Genomic DNA, 15,243 nt, shown 5'->3' with positions numbered 1-15,243 from the left:
GAAAGCTGCGTCTTAAATTAACAGTGATATTTCTCTCCAAAAATGGACAGCGGGCGATTTACTGTTTAGTGATCATGTGCGCGACATCTCAAGCTCAAGAAGTGTCAGGTAAATTTTTCGTCGTTTCGAACCAGAATTTCTGTCTGCATAGCTACTGGCTATTAGTAAACATGCCTCTCGTCGCTGTGCAATGCGTTCACGTCCTTTATCTGAATTGAGCGAATCAAAAACATGTAGCCAGCGTGTTGCCGCGCGTCGCCACAAACCTGCTCTTTCAAGCGCTTCAGCAATTTCATCCCGCAGCGCCGCGTCGTGAGTAATGGAATAGTTTATTTGGGGCATGGTGAAGTCTCTATTAAATAGTATAGCTGAATATAGAATTTTGCATGTTTGTGATAAGAAATCACAGTATCGAAAGTTGTCCTTTTTCGGAGTATTGGTATGCTATGTTTTTTCCTGAAAAACGCTTAAAATGCCCGGCGTTGTTTGCAGAGAATTTTATTTGTCGTGTTCTTTTTATTTTGAGCAGGGATGCTACATCCAAATATTCTTTATACTCATGATATATTTAATCCGCCATTAGCTCATCGGGAAGAGCGACGACCTGGATGTTGTAGTACGGGGTTCGAGTCCTCGATGGCGGTCCATTATAATAAAAAAAGTAATACAGAAATAAACGCATTTTGCATCTTATCTATTGCCGAATGTAAACAACGGACTATGGTCCGGAGATATTTTTCGACGCCTACGCCTGTGAAAGAGGCCAGGTTGGTTTACGTGTATTACTTTTGCGGTTATGGCAACCAACGCCTGGCGACGGCGCAGGTGTTGAGTGTAAAAAACGAAGGCTCGCCAGATAGAAAACAGGAAACCTTTACGATTCCGTTGCGTAATCCCGGCGAGCTTACTCTGGTGAAACGGTTTAATTATTGATATCGCTAGCAGTAATTAAATAATAGTCGCAGGCCATTTACGTTGCTGGCGTGATCAATAAAGAAGAACGCGTCAATCAAGCCGGGAAAACTCCCGGCCAGATGATGCCACATCTATACGCGCGTTGTATCAGTCTTTTTTCGCCGCATTCGCAAAGAAAATATCAGATTGAATATCCTGGGTACGGATGGTGAACAACTGATTTGTCAATGTTTCAGTTAGTTTCTCAGCGTCCGCCATGACCTGCAGATTAAAATCATTCAACATTTTATCCGCTGCATCTTTATTGGTTTTAGCCATAGTGAGATATTCAGTTTCGACTTCTTGCTGTTCTTTTGCTACTTTGGCTTCCCATTCGGCGTAGGCTTTTTTCACGACGGGAGCAAGCTTAGGGTAATCCGTCATTGTCAGGGTCTGTAACTTACGGTATTTCCAGTAAATAGACTGATTGTCGGCCTTATCTGTCCCCATGGCATAGTTTGCCGGATACGCCTTTAGACCGCTGTAATAGGGAACAAAAGCGGTAAGATCAGCCATACCCAGACCGATATAGGTGACTTCGCCAATTTCTTTCGGTAGCCAGGGGCGAACCTGCATCACATGCGCTTCATAGGTACGAAAAACGCTGACGGGGCGCCAGGGTTCTTTACCATTCAGGCCGTTAGAATAAGGATCGTGTTTTGTCCCCTCGTAATGGTTACGTAAAACGTCTTTGACGTCATCAAGCGTCATTTTCTTTTCAGGCGTCATGAAGACAGGGAAGTGCCTTCCGGCAGTCATATCTTGTTTTACTGAAGGATTAAATTGTTGCTGAATAGTCCATACGCGCGGATCGTTATAGGTCCGATCGCGTTCATCGTCACGCGTATAGACTTTAGAAAAATTAAATTTACCCTCATTTTGCGGATGATAAAGACCTTTTTCAGTAGCAAACGTCACTAACGATTTAGATCCCATCACGTTAGGGTCTTTCGGGTCATAATCCTGCAAACGTCCCTGATTGCCCGTGGCGAAATACTGATTAGCCGGAAGACGCTGTGCCATCCATTGATGACCGGTGGCAGTTTCCAGATACCAGATTTCATTATCATCGACTACCGCAACGCCGAAACCCTCCCCGGCACCGACGGTTTCAATAATGTGCCCCAGCAGCGCAACCGCCTCACGTGCGGTTTTGGTCTGCGAAAGCAAAATATCCGGGATATCGTCTTCGGTAATGCCTTTATCTTCTACATAAGGATCGAAGGCGAGAGCTTTGGGTGAGGCAAAAATAGACTCTGTCCCGCTTACGCCCACACCCGCTTCGTTAAAACCGGTGGCACCATGCAGCTGCGTTTTCCAGTTCGGTACGGTGGTGTAACGTAACGACTCTTTTGGCAATGGCCAGGTAAAATCGTTCGCGCCGTTATGCGCTTTGGTGCTATACATCCCGGTCTGATTATGCCTGGCGGGGTGGATAATAAAATGCTGTGCTTTCATTGCGTCGCTATCCGCGCTACGAGCGACGATCATCGAGCCATCTGATGACGCTTCGTTGCCTACCAACAGCGTTGTGCAGGAGAAGCCCGATGAAATAAACGCTAAATTTATTGACAATGCCAACACACACTTTTTAAAAGAAAACATATTTTTCCCTCATAAACGCCAAAATACACAGGGATCATTCCATGTCTTTAACAACGAAAAAAACTGCCGTCATTTTCGCCATGGAAAATGCGTCTGCCCGCACTTATCCAAATATCTGTATATATTCTGTACTTCCCTGATAAAATAAAAAGGTCCATTTTGTTTATTTATTCAGCTACAGATATCCTGTTATTCAGGATGCTCCCTAAACCAGGAGGGAGGATAACAATGAGGGAAAGGATTTCAGTGACACGCTTCTCAATATAATTGTACTTAAGAAAAATCCACATTGACGTTCTGGAATTTTTAATTGTGTTATTAGAGCGATAAGATAGTTTATTCGCGCTATGTTACAGAAATAAAAGATTAACGTTAGAGCCAGGGGAATGGGTAATTTTCCGGGGGGCTGAAAATATATCGCCAGAAAAATCAACGCAGAAGCGCAGAACGGAGATACAAAGTAAAAAGCCTGCTCAGAAGCAGGCTTTTCTGAATCTGGCTCCTCTGACTGGGATCGCCTTTGCCATTAACTGGCTGATTTGTAAGCTAAACCTAAAAATTAGGGTTGTCAAGACCACCAGAATGACCACAAATTTTACTATAACTTTCAGTCGCGTGTATACGATACATACAGCTGTCAGAGCACTGGGCAAAAATTGCTTTACTACGTTCAGTTAATCAAAGCGCCTTATCCATTTCATCGTTGCCTCCATGGAGTCGAACTGTTCTGGTAGCTCCAGAAAAGGTCTGCGGTAATTATCAAAACGTACAGGGCGGGTCACTGCGGCTACTTTCTTGTAGCGCTGTGGGGTAAACCCGGTATAGAGATCACCTGTCTGCGGTACTGGCCCGGCAATAATGATAATCCCGCCACGATAAGGATGAATGCGACATTCCGGCTCCAGCGCACAAGTTAGTGTTTCCACACCACCGAGTTCCGCTACCAGCGTATCCCCTAATATCGTCAGCCAGTTTACCCCTTTTATCCGGTTATAATTTTCCTTAACTCGTAGTGAAAATATTACTGGGTCAAAAAAATCAATACCAGGAAAACGCTGCATAGAAGCCCAGGTGTAGCGAGCTTGTGGCTCAATGCCTGTGCATAGGGCATAGCAGAATCCTGCCGAACCATGAACCGGCTGATGGCGCTCACACCAGGCCAGAGTCATGGCAAAAAGGGTGGCAAAGTGGTTATCCCCCTCATCGTTACAAACCGGCATAGCGCCAGTGATATTTGAAAGCTGATTCTCTTCGGGAGTTAATCCCATACATCCTGCTCGCCAGGGTGAAGCATTAAAGGCTTCCCTTTTCCATGTATCGTCGTAAAAAAGCTCAAAATTGAATCCATAATCCATATCCACATTTTCCAGCGCTTTACGCCAGACAGGTACCGGGTTTCCTTTAATCATCCGGTTACTGCGGCTGTTGGGCAGCAGGTAGCAATTCAGATGCGGTTTAAAATGCTGGTAGTAGGCTTCCAGTGAGGTGAGCATATCCTGATACATCTTTGGCGTTTTCTCTTGCCCCGGAGGGGCAATAAAGAGTTCCACCCCCAGCGCAATGCGGGCCTCCACCGCCACCCGGCCCATAATTTTGACTTTGTCCAGTTCGGCAAGCGCGTTATTGTCAATCTCTGGTAATGTCTTGTTATCACTCATATTCATTTCCGGTTTTTGAAATTAAAATGCCATGCTGCCCGCCTGGGTGCTGACCGCTCCCCAGGTCATAATATCGCCTGCCGGACCGTCAAACGGGCACAGCGTGGCAATAACAGCCACCACCACCAGTCCACCGAGGATGGCATACTGAGCGGCAGAAGCACTTTTCTCTTCCGGCTGTGTCTCTGTCTGCGGTTGCTCCTGGGGTTTTTCATTCGGGCAGGTTTTTGGCCAGCCTGGGCATCGCTTACTGGCCTCGAAGGTCTCGTATGTTGAATCGAGTTTTTCTGCCATTTTGTTGTAATCATTAAAGCGTTTACTATCCAGTGCTCTGTCAGTCGGAAACTTAACATCAATCAGACGCCTGGGTTTGCCGTCCCGGTTAAGCTGAATAACGTCCATCCTCCGGCCCCCTTTGGGCGTGTAATACCGTGCGCTGGGGGCCCCTTCCGCACACATCCGGCAATGTATTATGACTGATGCCGTTGCTGCCTTTGTGGCACAGGGTTAATCCATTAATATTGATTGTCAGCATATCCAGGTCTTTTAATCGTTTGGCATCATTGCCACATTTTGTTCTCCGGAGAAAACGCCCCTGAATATGAGGGTAAAACCAGGCAACTGATAAATAAACTGATGAAGTAGAGTATGTTTTATATGAATATGTCTTGATGTGAGTCATTCTTACTGCGATTTGGTATTGGATTTATCTAATTCATTCAATGGATTAATATATTCTCCAATTTATGTTGTATCATGAATATTATTTAATGATATCGCATTATCGACCACCAATACTGGATATATCCTGCACCATTATAATTGGTTCCGGTGTTATCACTGAAATGATGGAATAACGACGGAGTACTGGTGACTGGTGAAATGCAGCGGTATTTCATTAAGTGCGACAAAAACATTCAAAGCCAGATTCAGTTTTTTCTTTCATCAGCTCCTGCTGCACGGCGTAACGCATGATGTTGCAGAGCTGCTGCCGGGAACGTGACGCGACTTCCAGAAAGCCTTTTTCTTCGATATTTCTCAGTAACACTGTGAAATGCTGCGTTTTCAGCAGGGTGACAGGCAGAAGGCCGATAGCCGGAAAAATGTGGTTGTTCATGCTGGCGAGCAGACGGGCGGCATAATCCGCTGACCATTTTTTATTACTCTTATGCCAGGCCAGCGCCACGGCTCTAAAATATTTATCCGGAGAATGAGCAATCCGTTCGTCGGTTCGTTGCTGGGCGGAGTTGATTTTCTGGGCCAGAAGTTTGCGAATACCTTCGCGCTGCTGGCGGGCATCGGACAGGGAAACCTGAGGGTACGGGCCTAATGCAATGCGGGATTCTTTGCCGTTAAAACGGTATTTGAGATACCAGAGGCGTGAGCCGCCCGGATTGATAAGCAGATACAAACCCTGGGAATCGGCCAGTTTAAAGGGAGTTGCTGAAGGTTTAGTCGCGCGGATTTTGCTGTCAGTAAGGGACATATGGTGGTCACGCCATTATCGAACTGAAATGACCCTAAATCAGACCACCAATTTGTCCTGATGCGGAGAGATAAATCAATATCCGCTGAGACAAGTTTCTACGCTAACTCTCTGAATCAAAACACTATTGAGACATTCTGAGACGCATAGAAACAGGAATCTGGCTCCTCTGACTGGACTCGAACCAGTGACATACGGATTAACAGTCCGCCGTTCTACCGACTGAACTACAGAGGAATCGTTTCAACGAGGCGCATAATACTGGGCCTGTTATAACGTGTCAACAGTAAAATTAACGCGTCAATTCAACTGGTTAATTAACCCACAAAGTGGGGGATTAATGTTCTGATTCTACATTGTTGTCTCCCTCGCCCGGGTTTGCCCGTAAGCGCTGAGACGGGTCCTGACGGTAGAACTGGCAAAAACGCTGCCATAGTGCCGGAAAACGTGGGGCAAATAGCTCTGGCGCGCTGAAAAAATACTCTGACAGGACAGCAAAACATTCTGCAGGATCGGTGGCGGCATAAGCATCTATGCTGGCGGCGCTTTCGCCGACCAAATCGATTTCATCCTGAATATTGTTCATTGCGGCGTGTAGGTCATGTTCCCAGCCAGCCACATCGCGCAACGGGATGAACGGAATGCCGCTGGCGCGATCGCCATTACGCATATCCAGCTTGTGTGCAACCTCATGAATAATGAGGTTGAAACCAGAAGCATCGAACGAATCCTGAATATCCAGCCAGTTCAGAATGATGGGGCCTTGTTGCCAGCTTTGTCCCGATTGTACGACACGCTGGCTATGCACCAGCCCTATATCATCTTCCCATTCATCTTCGACAACAAAGGGGGCGGGATAAATGAGTACTTCATGAAAACCATCAAGCCACTCGATACCAAGCTCCAGGATCGGCAGGCAAAAAATCAAGGCAATACGCGTGCTTTTCAATGAGTCGAGCTCAAAGCCCTGTAGTGCTACCAGTCTTTTTTGCTGTAAAAAACGCTCTGCCAGCGCAATGAGCCGGGCCTTTTCTTGCGCGGTGAGGTTTACCAGAAGAGGAATCGCTAGCGCATCATCCCAGGGCCAGTCTACGTTCTGGGTTATTTCTTGTGCTTTCCAGGGCCACTTAATCATCGTTTTGCTCGTAAACTCGTCACTTGAACAAAATTACCCGAACAGGGTCTGTTAAAATGCCAAATTACCTGGCATCATTGCAACATACAATACGGAGAGATGCCGGAGCGGCTGAACGGACCGGTCTCGAAAACCGGAGTGGGGGCAACTCCACCGGGGGTTCAAATCCCCCTCTCTCCGCCACCATTCAAACACTTACCATACTTCATGTCAGTGACCCATGTCCCGTTGAGAAAAAATGAATCATCTGAGAAAAATTAACGCCAGATACCTACCCGGCGCTACGCTCAAAATCACATCTTTTCTGTTCAATGTAGGGTTAATTTTTACCTTCCTATCATAAACCAAAAACCTGAGATTCTGTTTTATGGTCACTGAATTTTTGTTTATTTCGACCGGTGCTCTCATAGTCTGAAATGCCTTTCCCTTTCAGATCAGGGAAAGTGCAGCCAAGTGCTTTACTCAGCTTGTTGCTGCTGCCATTCTCGCTTTCCTCCAGGCGTCGTTCAAACCGTTATATGAATATTTTTCCCCAGACATAGTTTTGATAACGGCTCCATCTTCACCCCACGACCTGCATAAATCCCAGCTGCCCGTAAACGTTTTTTCCATGGTTTCATCTGCTTTACACCAGTTTTGCCTTGTCGGATGAAAATTCCTTTATCCATAATCTGATTCCAGGCCATTTTCAGAATATCGGAAACCCTCGCGGCGCAGAGAGGTAAGCAATTTCCATTGCCGCGTTAACAGGACCTGAGGCGTTTTCATAAATGACCAGGTCCTCTCCGTCTGTGATACACCGATCTTTTTGAGGTTTTGGAGATTTATCCATGTTCACGCGTGGATTACCGGGAGCAAAGCCGCGTTGATAGCCCCAACGGTAAACCTGAGGCATTGAACTACGTTCATGATTGGCCTGGGCGTAGCGTTTCTTACCTGTAACATCCATATAGCGCCGGATATCCTCCGGTTTAATGGCTGTACTGGTCAACTAAAACGAGCATGTCTAAAAAGATTGTTTTTTGAAAGAGTTAAAGGACATTTTACTGCTAGTATCAGTTGGTTTAAATAACCTCAAAAAGGTACAATATGATAGGTAAAATTTATACGCCACCTGGTTTTTTTAATAATCAAATTATTCATAACAATGGCACACAACCCCAAAAAACCTTGAAAAATCAGATAACGGGGTCTGTTATTAGTGTAAAAAATACCAGTTATGATTTCCGTATTATCAACAAAGAACTATCTCTATACAGAGATGTAAAAAACAATCCCCTGCTGGCATCTGTTGCAGATACTAAATCACATACTAGCCAGAATGCTCGATTCAGCTCTTTAGGCATGGCAGTTACTGCCATATATAATATGGTTGAAGATGGAAAAGCTAAAGAAAAATCAATTGATATATGCAATAAAAACCCTAGAGATCAATTAATTGAATTAAATCTTGATTCTTCTTTAACCAAGAGAGGGGCAGAATATATTCATCAATTCCTTGATTCTGAAACTCCTCTTGATTCTACTAACTATGCAACCGGACTTAGAGTCGGATCTGATATGAAGATTACTGTGCTGGATCCCGTTATGATTAATCAGTTTAATTCAATATGGAATATTCGTCTTAATATGGCTACTTAAAAATAGCTGTGCCAGTCAATGTATTTAATATGTCAATACCAGACAAGATTTATTATCTGGTACTAAATGATATCAGAGGCCGTTAAAAGAGGCCTCAGAGGAAGAAATCATTGCTTAACGTGAGTTTTCGCCCCAATGAGTGTTGGTCCCTTTTATTTGAAAAAATGATGAGAAAAGGAGACAGATTAGCGGCATAACTCACTGAAAATAATGTGCGATTTTCTCAGGTTTGAAGGTATGCTTATAAATTTTATGCGAAGCATGATTTTAAATGTTGCAGGTGATAGCCAGTGGGTTAATTCTGGCTTCATCCTCCCGGGGATTTCTGTTGCCATCACTGATACAACGTTTTATCAAATTAGTGATATGGGCTGAATGTAAGTTCCCGATACTATCATATCAGTACGCCGGGACGGATTCAGCCCTGTAATTTTACAGATTATTTAAGATTAATGCCTTTTTTATTCTATCCGAAGCATACTTAGCCGCATTCTTATCATTATTTATCGCCGCAGAAACGATAATATCATTGTCTTTTAAACTTTTTGACGCGTATTGTAATGCTTTTCCGTGATGTTTTACTGCAAAAAGTACAGTGTCCATATCATTTTTTAATCTGTCAGAAGAAAATAACAATGCAGCGGGATGTCCTTGCACAGCTTTTTTCACAACATCTTCATCATCTTTTAATCTATCTGATGTATGTTGCAATAGAATGCCATTATTTTGAACTGCAATTGAGACAAGTTGTTTATCATCTCGAAATTTATTGGGGAAATATAGTAAACTCGCACCAGACAGTTGAACAGCTGTTAATAAGATATCCCTGTCATTTTTTAATCTTTCGGAAGCAAATTTTAAAGCCTCACCTGATTGTTGAACTGCTGATAATACCATTTCTTTATCATCTTTAAATTTTTCATTAGCATATCTCAAAGCTATACCTGATGATTTTACTGCTGCAAGAATAATACTCCTGTCTTTTGTTAATCTCGTAGAAGCAAATTTTAAAGATTCACCTGATTGTTGAACTGCTGCTAATACCACTTCTTTATCATCTTTAAACTTTTTATCAGCAAATTTTAAAGCATTACCTGATGTTTTGACTGCCGCCATAATGATTTCTCTGTTTTTTTTTAGTTTGTCGGAAATGCTCATTATAGCGGTTCCTCCCTGACTAACTGCTGACAATGCTATGTCATAATCATTTTTTAAGTTCTCGGAAGCGTGAGCTAATACTTTGTAATTTTTCGCTACTTTATCCAGCATATATTCTTTATTGTTTATTTTTTTAGGATCCAGAAAACCTCCGTTACCGTCGAAGATCGCAGTAGTATATTCTTTGCTAAAAAAATATTTAGGAACTTTTATCTCGGGTCTTAAAATCCCATTAATGACATTATTTAATTCCTGTTCGCTTTTCATAGAAAGAATCTTTTGCTTGTCATTATCAGGTATCATTCTAATTCTTTTTAAAAGATATAATCCTAGTCCTACCCTCATTTCTTTTCCAAAAAACATAAGTTCACATATAGATGGTGCTTTCTCTTGTAGGATCCTGGCCGCTTTTTGACTAATTCCGTGAATATATTTACTGGGATTAGGCGTTTCTTTAGTAACTTGATCATAAAGACTGATACAGGAAACTTGTTCAAATACAGGTGTATTAATATCTATGGAGTAAATGCTGGAACCAAATCGGCTTGAGGGTTTCTTAAAATCCTCCCCGGGTTCAAGAGAGAAGAAAACGAAATCGTCATTAGATAAAAATTTAATATCTTTACTTGTTGAGTTTTCTTCCGGAAAGGGGATGTGCTTTTTAATTAGCAATTTTCTGGAATAAATACCTAATACACCATTCTCATTTTCGAGATTAGCATTAGAAGCATGTGTGGCACGAAGTTTGACTGTTAAAATCGAATCTAAAAAAGATTTTTCATCATGATCCAGTGACTGTAGTTCTTTACGAAGATTGCTGATGTTTTCTTTTGAAATTTTCCTCATTAACTCCAGGCCTTTTGCTTGATACATTTCGGGTACACCTTTCCATGAAGTGCCAGAAGTAAACATATAATTATATGCGTTGTCGCTAATATTTTTACGTATAAATGCTGTAATGACTCGGGAAGCTGCATCTTCAACATAATTAACTTGAAAATTTTTTGTTAAGGCATTGCTTTCATCTGTACTGTTTTTGACAACGGCTATTGATTTATTAAACTCATCTTTATTTTTTATATGAAACAATTCTGTGATTTTTTTTGATAAAGATAATTCAACTGAAAGGGAATTAGACAGTTTGTAACTTACTCTTTGTGGCATGCTTGTATTCCGAACACTAAATATGTTATGAGCTAATTTCTTTGCTTTTTTTTTTGCTCTTTAGGCATGTGATTTATCTCATGAACTTGTTTAGTGAAACTAATTTTACTTGTTGGTATCTTCATTAAGATTCCTTATCAGGACATGTTGAATGATATTTAATTTAAAAATGGCTCAATATAGTTTTGGTGATATCGGGAATAACGTGATGCTTTGTTTTTAAGTTATCCATATAATCAACCGGTTATATACAGAAAATTCATTAATATCACTTTCAAAAAATGTCCATTTTGCATGTTGTTTTACCTTTTTATGTCTGATTAGCAAAATACACTTTCGTTTGAAAGACGTCATTTTCTCATCAACTACCTTGCAATCTGTAACTAATAGTTATCAAAATCATACAGCTTCAGAGAAGTAATCCGTTATAAGTATAATTTTTTTGAGGGTGATGGCCAGGCGTTGCGAATTTTAAAATAAAAGGAGCAAAGGAATTATAGTAAAATTAATATAAGGATTGCTGATGGCAAATACTATGTTTTTTATAAATCGATTCATCGTGTGTTTCCATATCTGTATCTGATTTTTATTTTTAAGGTGTGACAAGCCTGATAAGGGCATAAAATTACGTTAGAAAATAAGACCGCAGGGAATATGTAGGTTCTTGATTTGGGGATGATAAAATGAGGTGAAAATTCGATTTTTATCATATGTTTGGTTTTATGCTATTTTCTTCGATCTTGAAAAACGGAGTGTGGGCAACTTCACCGGGGGACAAATCTCTCTCTTCGCCACAATTCAAGCGGTAATAGTATACCTCCTCAGTGCTCTAAATCCCGCTAAGTAAAAATGAGAAAAATTAACGCCAGATAGCTACTGGTGCCACGCTTATCATCAATTTTCTGTTGAGATTTTATCTGAATGACTACCTGCTCCTTCTCTACGCTTTTATGACAAGGAGGAGTACCGCTGATACTAGCCTTTGTTACAAGTTGTCATTAATTTAACACTGTTTCTGATAAATGATGCAAATAGAGATGATACGAAATTCATTCTTTGTGATTGTAGTGCTTATTATTATTTTCAATCGTTAATCAATACTATTCAGATAAGTTTATAGAGGTTGAAAAACAGACTAGCCTTAATGGTGAGGGGCCGTAGAGATGGGGGAGTATGACTTTATTTTGTTTGAGGTGAATATTATGAAACATATTAACCGTCAGCTGTTATTATTTATTTTTACACTAATAATCGCTACTGCGTCAACGCCAGTATTGGCAATAGCCTGCCTGGGCGCAGGCGAAAGTCTCCAACAATGCGCGGGTCAAACATGCCCGTATGCATGGCTGGGGGGACCATTGGGTTATTGGCTCTGTTTATAATTTACGTTACGGATGAGGAATGCTATTTATTGCCTGTCTTTTAGAGGAGGCATACATGCAGCGCTGTATGGCAAGCCCGCGCTGACGCGGGCTTGAATAACATAAAAAGATTAGAACTGGTAGACCAGACCGACACCTACAACGTCATCGGTTGCGATACCGTTGTTCGAGTAGAACTCGTCATCTTCATCCAGCAGGTTGATTTTATAATCAACGTAGGTGGACATATTTTTGTTGAAGTAATAGGTCATGCCGACATCAACGTATTTAACCAGATCTTTATCGGTGTAACGCCAGTTGCCGCGGTGGACTTCCTGGCCGCCTAAATCTTTGCCTTTAGACTGCAGATAGGCGATGGAAGGACGTAAACCGAAGTCGAACTGGTACTGGGCGACCACTTCAACGTTCTGCGTTTTGTTAGCGATACCGCCGTTTTCTTCGCTATTGCCGCCGCCGTAATAGGTCATATTGCGGGTTTCAGAGTACATAGCCGCCAGATAAACGTTATAGGCGTCGTATTTCGCGCCCACGGTCCAGGCTTCGGCAGTTTCACCACCTGCATAATTGTTGCGCTCATTCATGCCGTCGCCATAGCCGCGAGCAACCTGGGCGTCGGTACGGTCAGAACTTGAATAGGCTGCACCCAGACTTAAACCAAAATCAAAGTCATAGGTGGTAGAGATGCCGAAACCGTCGCCATTTTCTTTGGCCAACTTGCGATTTGCGCTGTTACCAGAGCCTTCCTGGCCAAAACCATTGCCTTCATTATTGCCCTGATACTGCAACGCGAAGTTCAGACCGTCCACCAGACCGAAGAAGTCGGTATTACGGTAGGTGGCGACACCGTTTGTACGGGTCAGCATGTAGACATCAGTCTGGGTATAAGAGTCGCCGCCGAATTCCGGCAGCACATCGGTCCAGGCTTCCACGTCGTAGATGACGCCATAGTTACGGCCATAATCGAAAGAGCCGTATTCGCCGAATTTCAGACCGGCAAAGCCCAGACGGGTCCAGGAGTCACCTTTGTCTCCTGAACTGCCTTCAGTCCCGTTTGCCTGGACGTTATATTCCCACTGGCCATAACCGGTCAGCATATCATTAATCTGTGTTTCGCCTTTAAAGCCAAAACGGACGTAAGACTGGTCGCCGTCGCTGCCTGCATCGTCAGAGAAGTAATGCAGGCCATCAACTTTGCCGTACAGGTCAAGTTTGTTGCCATCTTTATTATAAACTTCAGCCGCATTTACTGCGCCTGCCACTAATAATGCCGGGACAAGCAGTGCCAGAACTTTTCTGTTCATTATGTATTCCCTTGTGATAATAATTTATATGAATATGTAGTTACTCCAGGAAACTACATATCGATACTATTCCATTAAGTTCATTTAATTTAAAAAATAACATGTAACAAATGTATTTAAAATATTTCAATTTGTTTCTATTTGGGTTTTTATAATACACTTAATATAAGTTGATAAAGATATATATTCTATAATTATCATTTTTTATCAATGAGTTATTGTTTTTTCATCAATAATTCCTGTTATGGATATTATTTGTTTTCTATATGTTTTACATAATTTAATAACAAAAAAGATAAAAAAAACCGGCATCACTGCCGGCAATGAGGGTAATAGAAAAATAAATGATAAAAGGCTAATAACCAGATCATTTTGACATGTAATGTCAATAAAATAAAACGCTATCGCGACGTATGAAAATAAGTCACCTCATTTATATATTATTCAGCATTAGGTTGTCGTTCATTTACAGTCGCCTTATTTAACAGCGGGTTCGGCCCTAAGCATAAAATTGCCTGAGATCAAATTATTTGTGAAATGAATAGCCAGATCCGGTACAGTTGGCGTCTTCATATCGAAATGTGATTAATGTCACATTATAATGTAATTAGTGACATATGACTTACATCACAGAAACGGAGTAAAGTTTGAGTACCAGGGAGGAGAAAGCCACCCGCAGCCTGGGAGGTAAATTAGCGTTATGGGTTTTTTATACCTTTTGCGGCTATTTTATCTGGGCGATGACGCGTTGCGTCTGGTTAATGTCTACTGTCCAAAACGAACCTGTTCATGGACCAAATGGCATCCCCGGCAGCGCAACAGAAAGATTGCTTAACGCGCTATCGCTGGGAGTGGTCTGGCTTATTCTGGCGGGTATTGCCTGGTACACCCGGCCCCGTCAGCAATCCAACTGATTTCTCTATGATGCGTGACGGCAATGTCAGGCCAGAAGCGCGCTATCAGGTCGGGGTGTAAAGTGGCTGAGGGTATGCCAGGATAGCGGACAATGTGCTCAGGCATATCATAAACGTGGTCTGCTAAAAGAGGGTGTATGGATTCAGGATACTGGCAATCGCAGTTTGAAGACTGGCTACGTCGCCACCACCGAGAGCAGGATGCCGCTCATGACATTTTCCATTTCCGTCGCGTCTGGGCGACCGCGCAAACGCTCGGTGAAAATAGTCACGTTGACTGGCTGGTAGTGTTATCGGCATGTTATTTCCATGACATTGTTAGCCTGGCGAAAAATCATCCGCAGCGGCATCGATCTTCCATTCTGGCGGCGGCAGAAACCCGGCGTATCTTTCAGCACGATTTTCCTGACTTTCCACCGGAAAAACTGGCAGCTATTTGCCATGCTATCGAAGCGCATAGCTTCAGCGCGCATATTGCGCCCATTACGCCAGAGGCCAAAATCGTGCAGGATGCGGACAGACTGGAAGCGTTAGGCGCCATTGGCCTGGCGCGTGTCTTCGCGGTCTCCGGCGCGTTGGGCGTCGCGCTGTTTGCCGCTGACGATCCTTTTGCTGACAGACGGCCGCTTAATGATAAGCAATTCGCACTCGATCATTTTCAAACCAAACTACTGAAACTGCCGCTGACGATGCAGACTGAACGGGGTAAATATCTGGCGCAGCGTAATGCGGATTTTCTGGTGTCATACATGGCAAAACTGAGCGCGGAACTGAAAGGCGACTATGAAACGCTGGATCAGGCAGTGATCCATACTTTTGCTACGTATCAGTAACCTTGTCGCTGA

At 42.7% G+C, this 15,243-nt stretch carries 13 protein-coding genes, 3 tRNA genes and 1 pseudogene; 6 read left to right on the top strand and 11 right to left on the bottom strand.

The window, feature by feature from the left end:
- Positions 1-72: 72 nt before the first annotated feature.
- Positions 73-342, bottom strand: a complete 270-nt coding sequence (locus SBG_RS09470) for a PerC family transcriptional regulator (protein WP_020844616.1) — start codon at positions 340-342, stop codon at positions 73-75.
- Positions 343-573: 231 nt separating this feature from the next.
- On the opposite strand from SBG_RS09470, the gene SBG_RS09465 reads away from it, so the two are divergent.
- Together SBG_RS09465 and SBG_RS21710 are read left to right on the top strand one after the other, a co-directional pair.
- Positions 574-647, top strand: a tRNA-OTHER gene (locus tag SBG_RS09465).
- 130 nt (positions 648-777) lie between these two features.
- Positions 778-933: a hypothetical protein gene (locus SBG_RS21710; protein WP_231845625.1), complete on the top strand. Its 156-nt coding sequence runs from the start codon at positions 778-780 to the stop codon at positions 931-933.
- Between the two features lie 129 nt (positions 934-1,062).
- Here SBG_RS21710 and SBG_RS09455 read toward each other — a convergent pair whose 3' ends face one another.
- The 6 genes and pseudogenes from SBG_RS09455 to mtfA all read right to left on the bottom strand — a co-directional run bounded on the left by SBG_RS09455 (position 1,063) and on the right by mtfA (position 6,838).
- Positions 1,063-2,559 (bottom strand): C69 family dipeptidase, encoded by a 1,497-nt coding sequence (locus SBG_RS09455; RefSeq protein ID WP_000490764.1) that lies wholly within the window; start codon positions 2,557-2,559, stop codon positions 1,063-1,065.
- Between the two features lie 674 nt (positions 2,560-3,233).
- Entirely contained in the window at positions 3,234-4,217 is a 984-nt protein-coding gene (locus SBG_RS21095; protein ID WP_001282592.1) for a type VI immunity family protein, read from the bottom strand.
- 21 nt (positions 4,218-4,238) lie between these two features.
- Positions 4,239-4,619, bottom strand: a complete 381-nt coding sequence (locus SBG_RS09445; RefSeq protein WP_000382607.1) for a Flp family type IVb pilin — start codon at positions 4,617-4,619, stop codon at positions 4,239-4,241.
- 544 nt (positions 4,620-5,163) lie between these two features.
- Positions 5,164-5,703 (bottom strand): annotated as a pseudogene (locus SBG_RS09440) (tyrosine-type recombinase/integrase); the annotation flags it as partial.
- A 161-nt stretch (positions 5,704-5,864) separates the two neighbouring features.
- Positions 5,865-5,940, bottom strand: a tRNA-Asn gene (locus SBG_RS09435).
- 100 nt (positions 5,941-6,040) lie between these two features.
- On the bottom strand, positions 6,041-6,838 hold the full coding sequence (gene mtfA / locus SBG_RS09430) for a DgsA anti-repressor MtfA (RefSeq protein ID WP_000598928.1): 798 nt from the start codon (positions 6,836-6,838) through the stop codon (positions 6,041-6,043).
- A gap of 93 nt (positions 6,839-6,931) precedes the next feature.
- Here mtfA and SBG_RS09425 point away from each other — a divergent pair.
- Positions 6,932-7,021, top strand: a tRNA-Ser gene (locus SBG_RS09425).
- Between the two features lie 323 nt (positions 7,022-7,344).
- Here SBG_RS09425 and SBG_RS23135 read toward each other — a convergent pair.
- Positions 7,345-7,506 (bottom strand): hypothetical protein, encoded by a 162-nt coding sequence (locus SBG_RS23135; RefSeq protein ID WP_231845624.1) that lies wholly within the window; start codon positions 7,504-7,506, stop codon positions 7,345-7,347.
- 20 nt (positions 7,507-7,526) lie between these two features.
- Positions 7,527-7,787 (bottom strand): hypothetical protein, encoded by a 261-nt coding sequence (locus tag SBG_RS23130; RefSeq protein WP_024135049.1) that lies wholly within the window; start codon positions 7,785-7,787, stop codon positions 7,527-7,529.
- 140 nt (positions 7,788-7,927) lie between these two features.
- Here SBG_RS23130 and SBG_RS09415 point away from each other — a divergent pair, with 140 nt between their 5' ends.
- A complete protein-coding gene (locus SBG_RS09415) occupies positions 7,928-8,479 on the top strand; it encodes a hypothetical protein (RefSeq protein ID WP_000579577.1) in 552 nt (183 codons plus the stop codon).
- Between the two features lie 432 nt (positions 8,480-8,911).
- Here the strand turns inward: SBG_RS09415 and SBG_RS09410 are convergent, their stop codons facing one another.
- Together SBG_RS09410 and ompC are read right to left on the bottom strand one after the other, a co-directional pair.
- Positions 8,912-10,801 carry a DUF4116 domain-containing protein gene (locus tag SBG_RS09410; protein ID WP_001136611.1) on the bottom strand — a complete coding sequence of 630 codons (1,890 nt, stop codon included), beginning with the start codon at positions 10,799-10,801 and terminating at the stop codon, positions 8,912-8,914.
- A 1,492-nt stretch (positions 10,802-12,293) separates the two neighbouring features.
- Positions 12,294-13,484 carry a porin OmpC gene (ompC, locus tag SBG_RS09400; protein ID WP_001080687.1) on the bottom strand — a complete coding sequence of 397 codons (1,191 nt, stop codon included), beginning with the start codon at positions 13,482-13,484 and terminating at the stop codon, positions 12,294-12,296.
- Positions 13,485-14,131: 647 nt separating this feature from the next.
- On the opposite strand from ompC, the gene drpB reads away from it, so the two are divergent.
- Together drpB and SBG_RS09390 are read left to right on the top strand one after the other, a co-directional pair.
- The gene (gene drpB, locus SBG_RS09395) at positions 14,132-14,398 is read left to right on the top strand and encodes a cell division protein DrpB (RefSeq protein WP_000107442.1); all 267 of its coding nucleotides are present in this window, start codon (positions 14,132-14,134) and stop codon (positions 14,396-14,398) included.
- Positions 14,399-14,535: 137 nt separating this feature from the next.
- On the top strand, positions 14,536-15,231 hold the full coding sequence (locus tag SBG_RS09390; RefSeq protein ID WP_000377054.1) for a phosphohydrolase: 696 nt from the start codon (positions 14,536-14,538) through the stop codon (positions 15,229-15,231).
- The last annotated feature ends 12 nt before the right edge of the window (positions 15,232-15,243 follow it).

The organism is Salmonella bongori NCTC 12419, assembly GCF_000252995.1.
GTDB lineage: Bacteria > Pseudomonadota > Gammaproteobacteria > Enterobacterales > Enterobacteriaceae > Salmonella > Salmonella bongori.
The sequence above is the reverse complement of the archived record's forward strand: the minus strand, read 5'-3'. Positions and strand labels throughout refer to the sequence as shown.

Excerpts from the sequence above, each read along its gene's own strand:
- SBG_RS09455 (WP_000490764.1), bottom strand. The coding sequence starts at position 2,559 with ATGTTTTCTTTTAAAAAGTGTGTGTTGGCATTGTCAATAAATTTAGCG.
- SBG_RS09415 (WP_000579577.1), top strand. The coding sequence starts at position 7,928 with ATGATAGGTAAAATTTATACGCCACCTGGTTTTTTTAATAATCAAATT.
- mtfA (WP_000598928.1), bottom strand. The coding sequence starts at position 6,838 with ATGATTAAGTGGCCCTGGAAAGCACAAGAAATAACCCAGAACGTAGAC.
- ompC (WP_001080687.1), bottom strand. The coding sequence starts at position 13,484 with ATGAACAGAAAAGTTCTGGCACTGCTTGTCCCGGCATTATTAGTGGCA.
- SBG_RS23135 (WP_231845624.1), bottom strand. The coding sequence starts at position 7,506 with ATGGATAAAGGAATTTTCATCCGACAAGGCAAAACTGGTGTAAAGCAG.
- SBG_RS09390 (WP_000377054.1), top strand. The coding sequence starts at position 14,536 with ATGGATTCAGGATACTGGCAATCGCAGTTTGAAGACTGGCTACGTCGC.
- SBG_RS23130 (WP_024135049.1), bottom strand. The coding sequence starts at position 7,787 with ATGGATGTTACAGGTAAGAAACGCTACGCCCAGGCCAATCATGAACGT.
- SBG_RS09470 (WP_020844616.1), bottom strand. The coding sequence starts at position 342 with ATGCCCCAAATAAACTATTCCATTACTCACGACGCGGCGCTGCGGGAT.
- SBG_RS21095 (WP_001282592.1), bottom strand. The coding sequence starts at position 4,217 with ATGAGTGATAACAAGACATTACCAGAGATTGACAATAACGCGCTTGCC.
- SBG_RS09445 (WP_000382607.1), bottom strand. The coding sequence starts at position 4,619 with ATGGACGTTATTCAGCTTAACCGGGACGGCAAACCCAGGCGTCTGATT.
- SBG_RS09410 (WP_001136611.1), bottom strand. The coding sequence starts at position 10,801 with ATGCCACAAAGAGTAAGTTACAAACTGTCTAATTCCCTTTCAGTTGAA.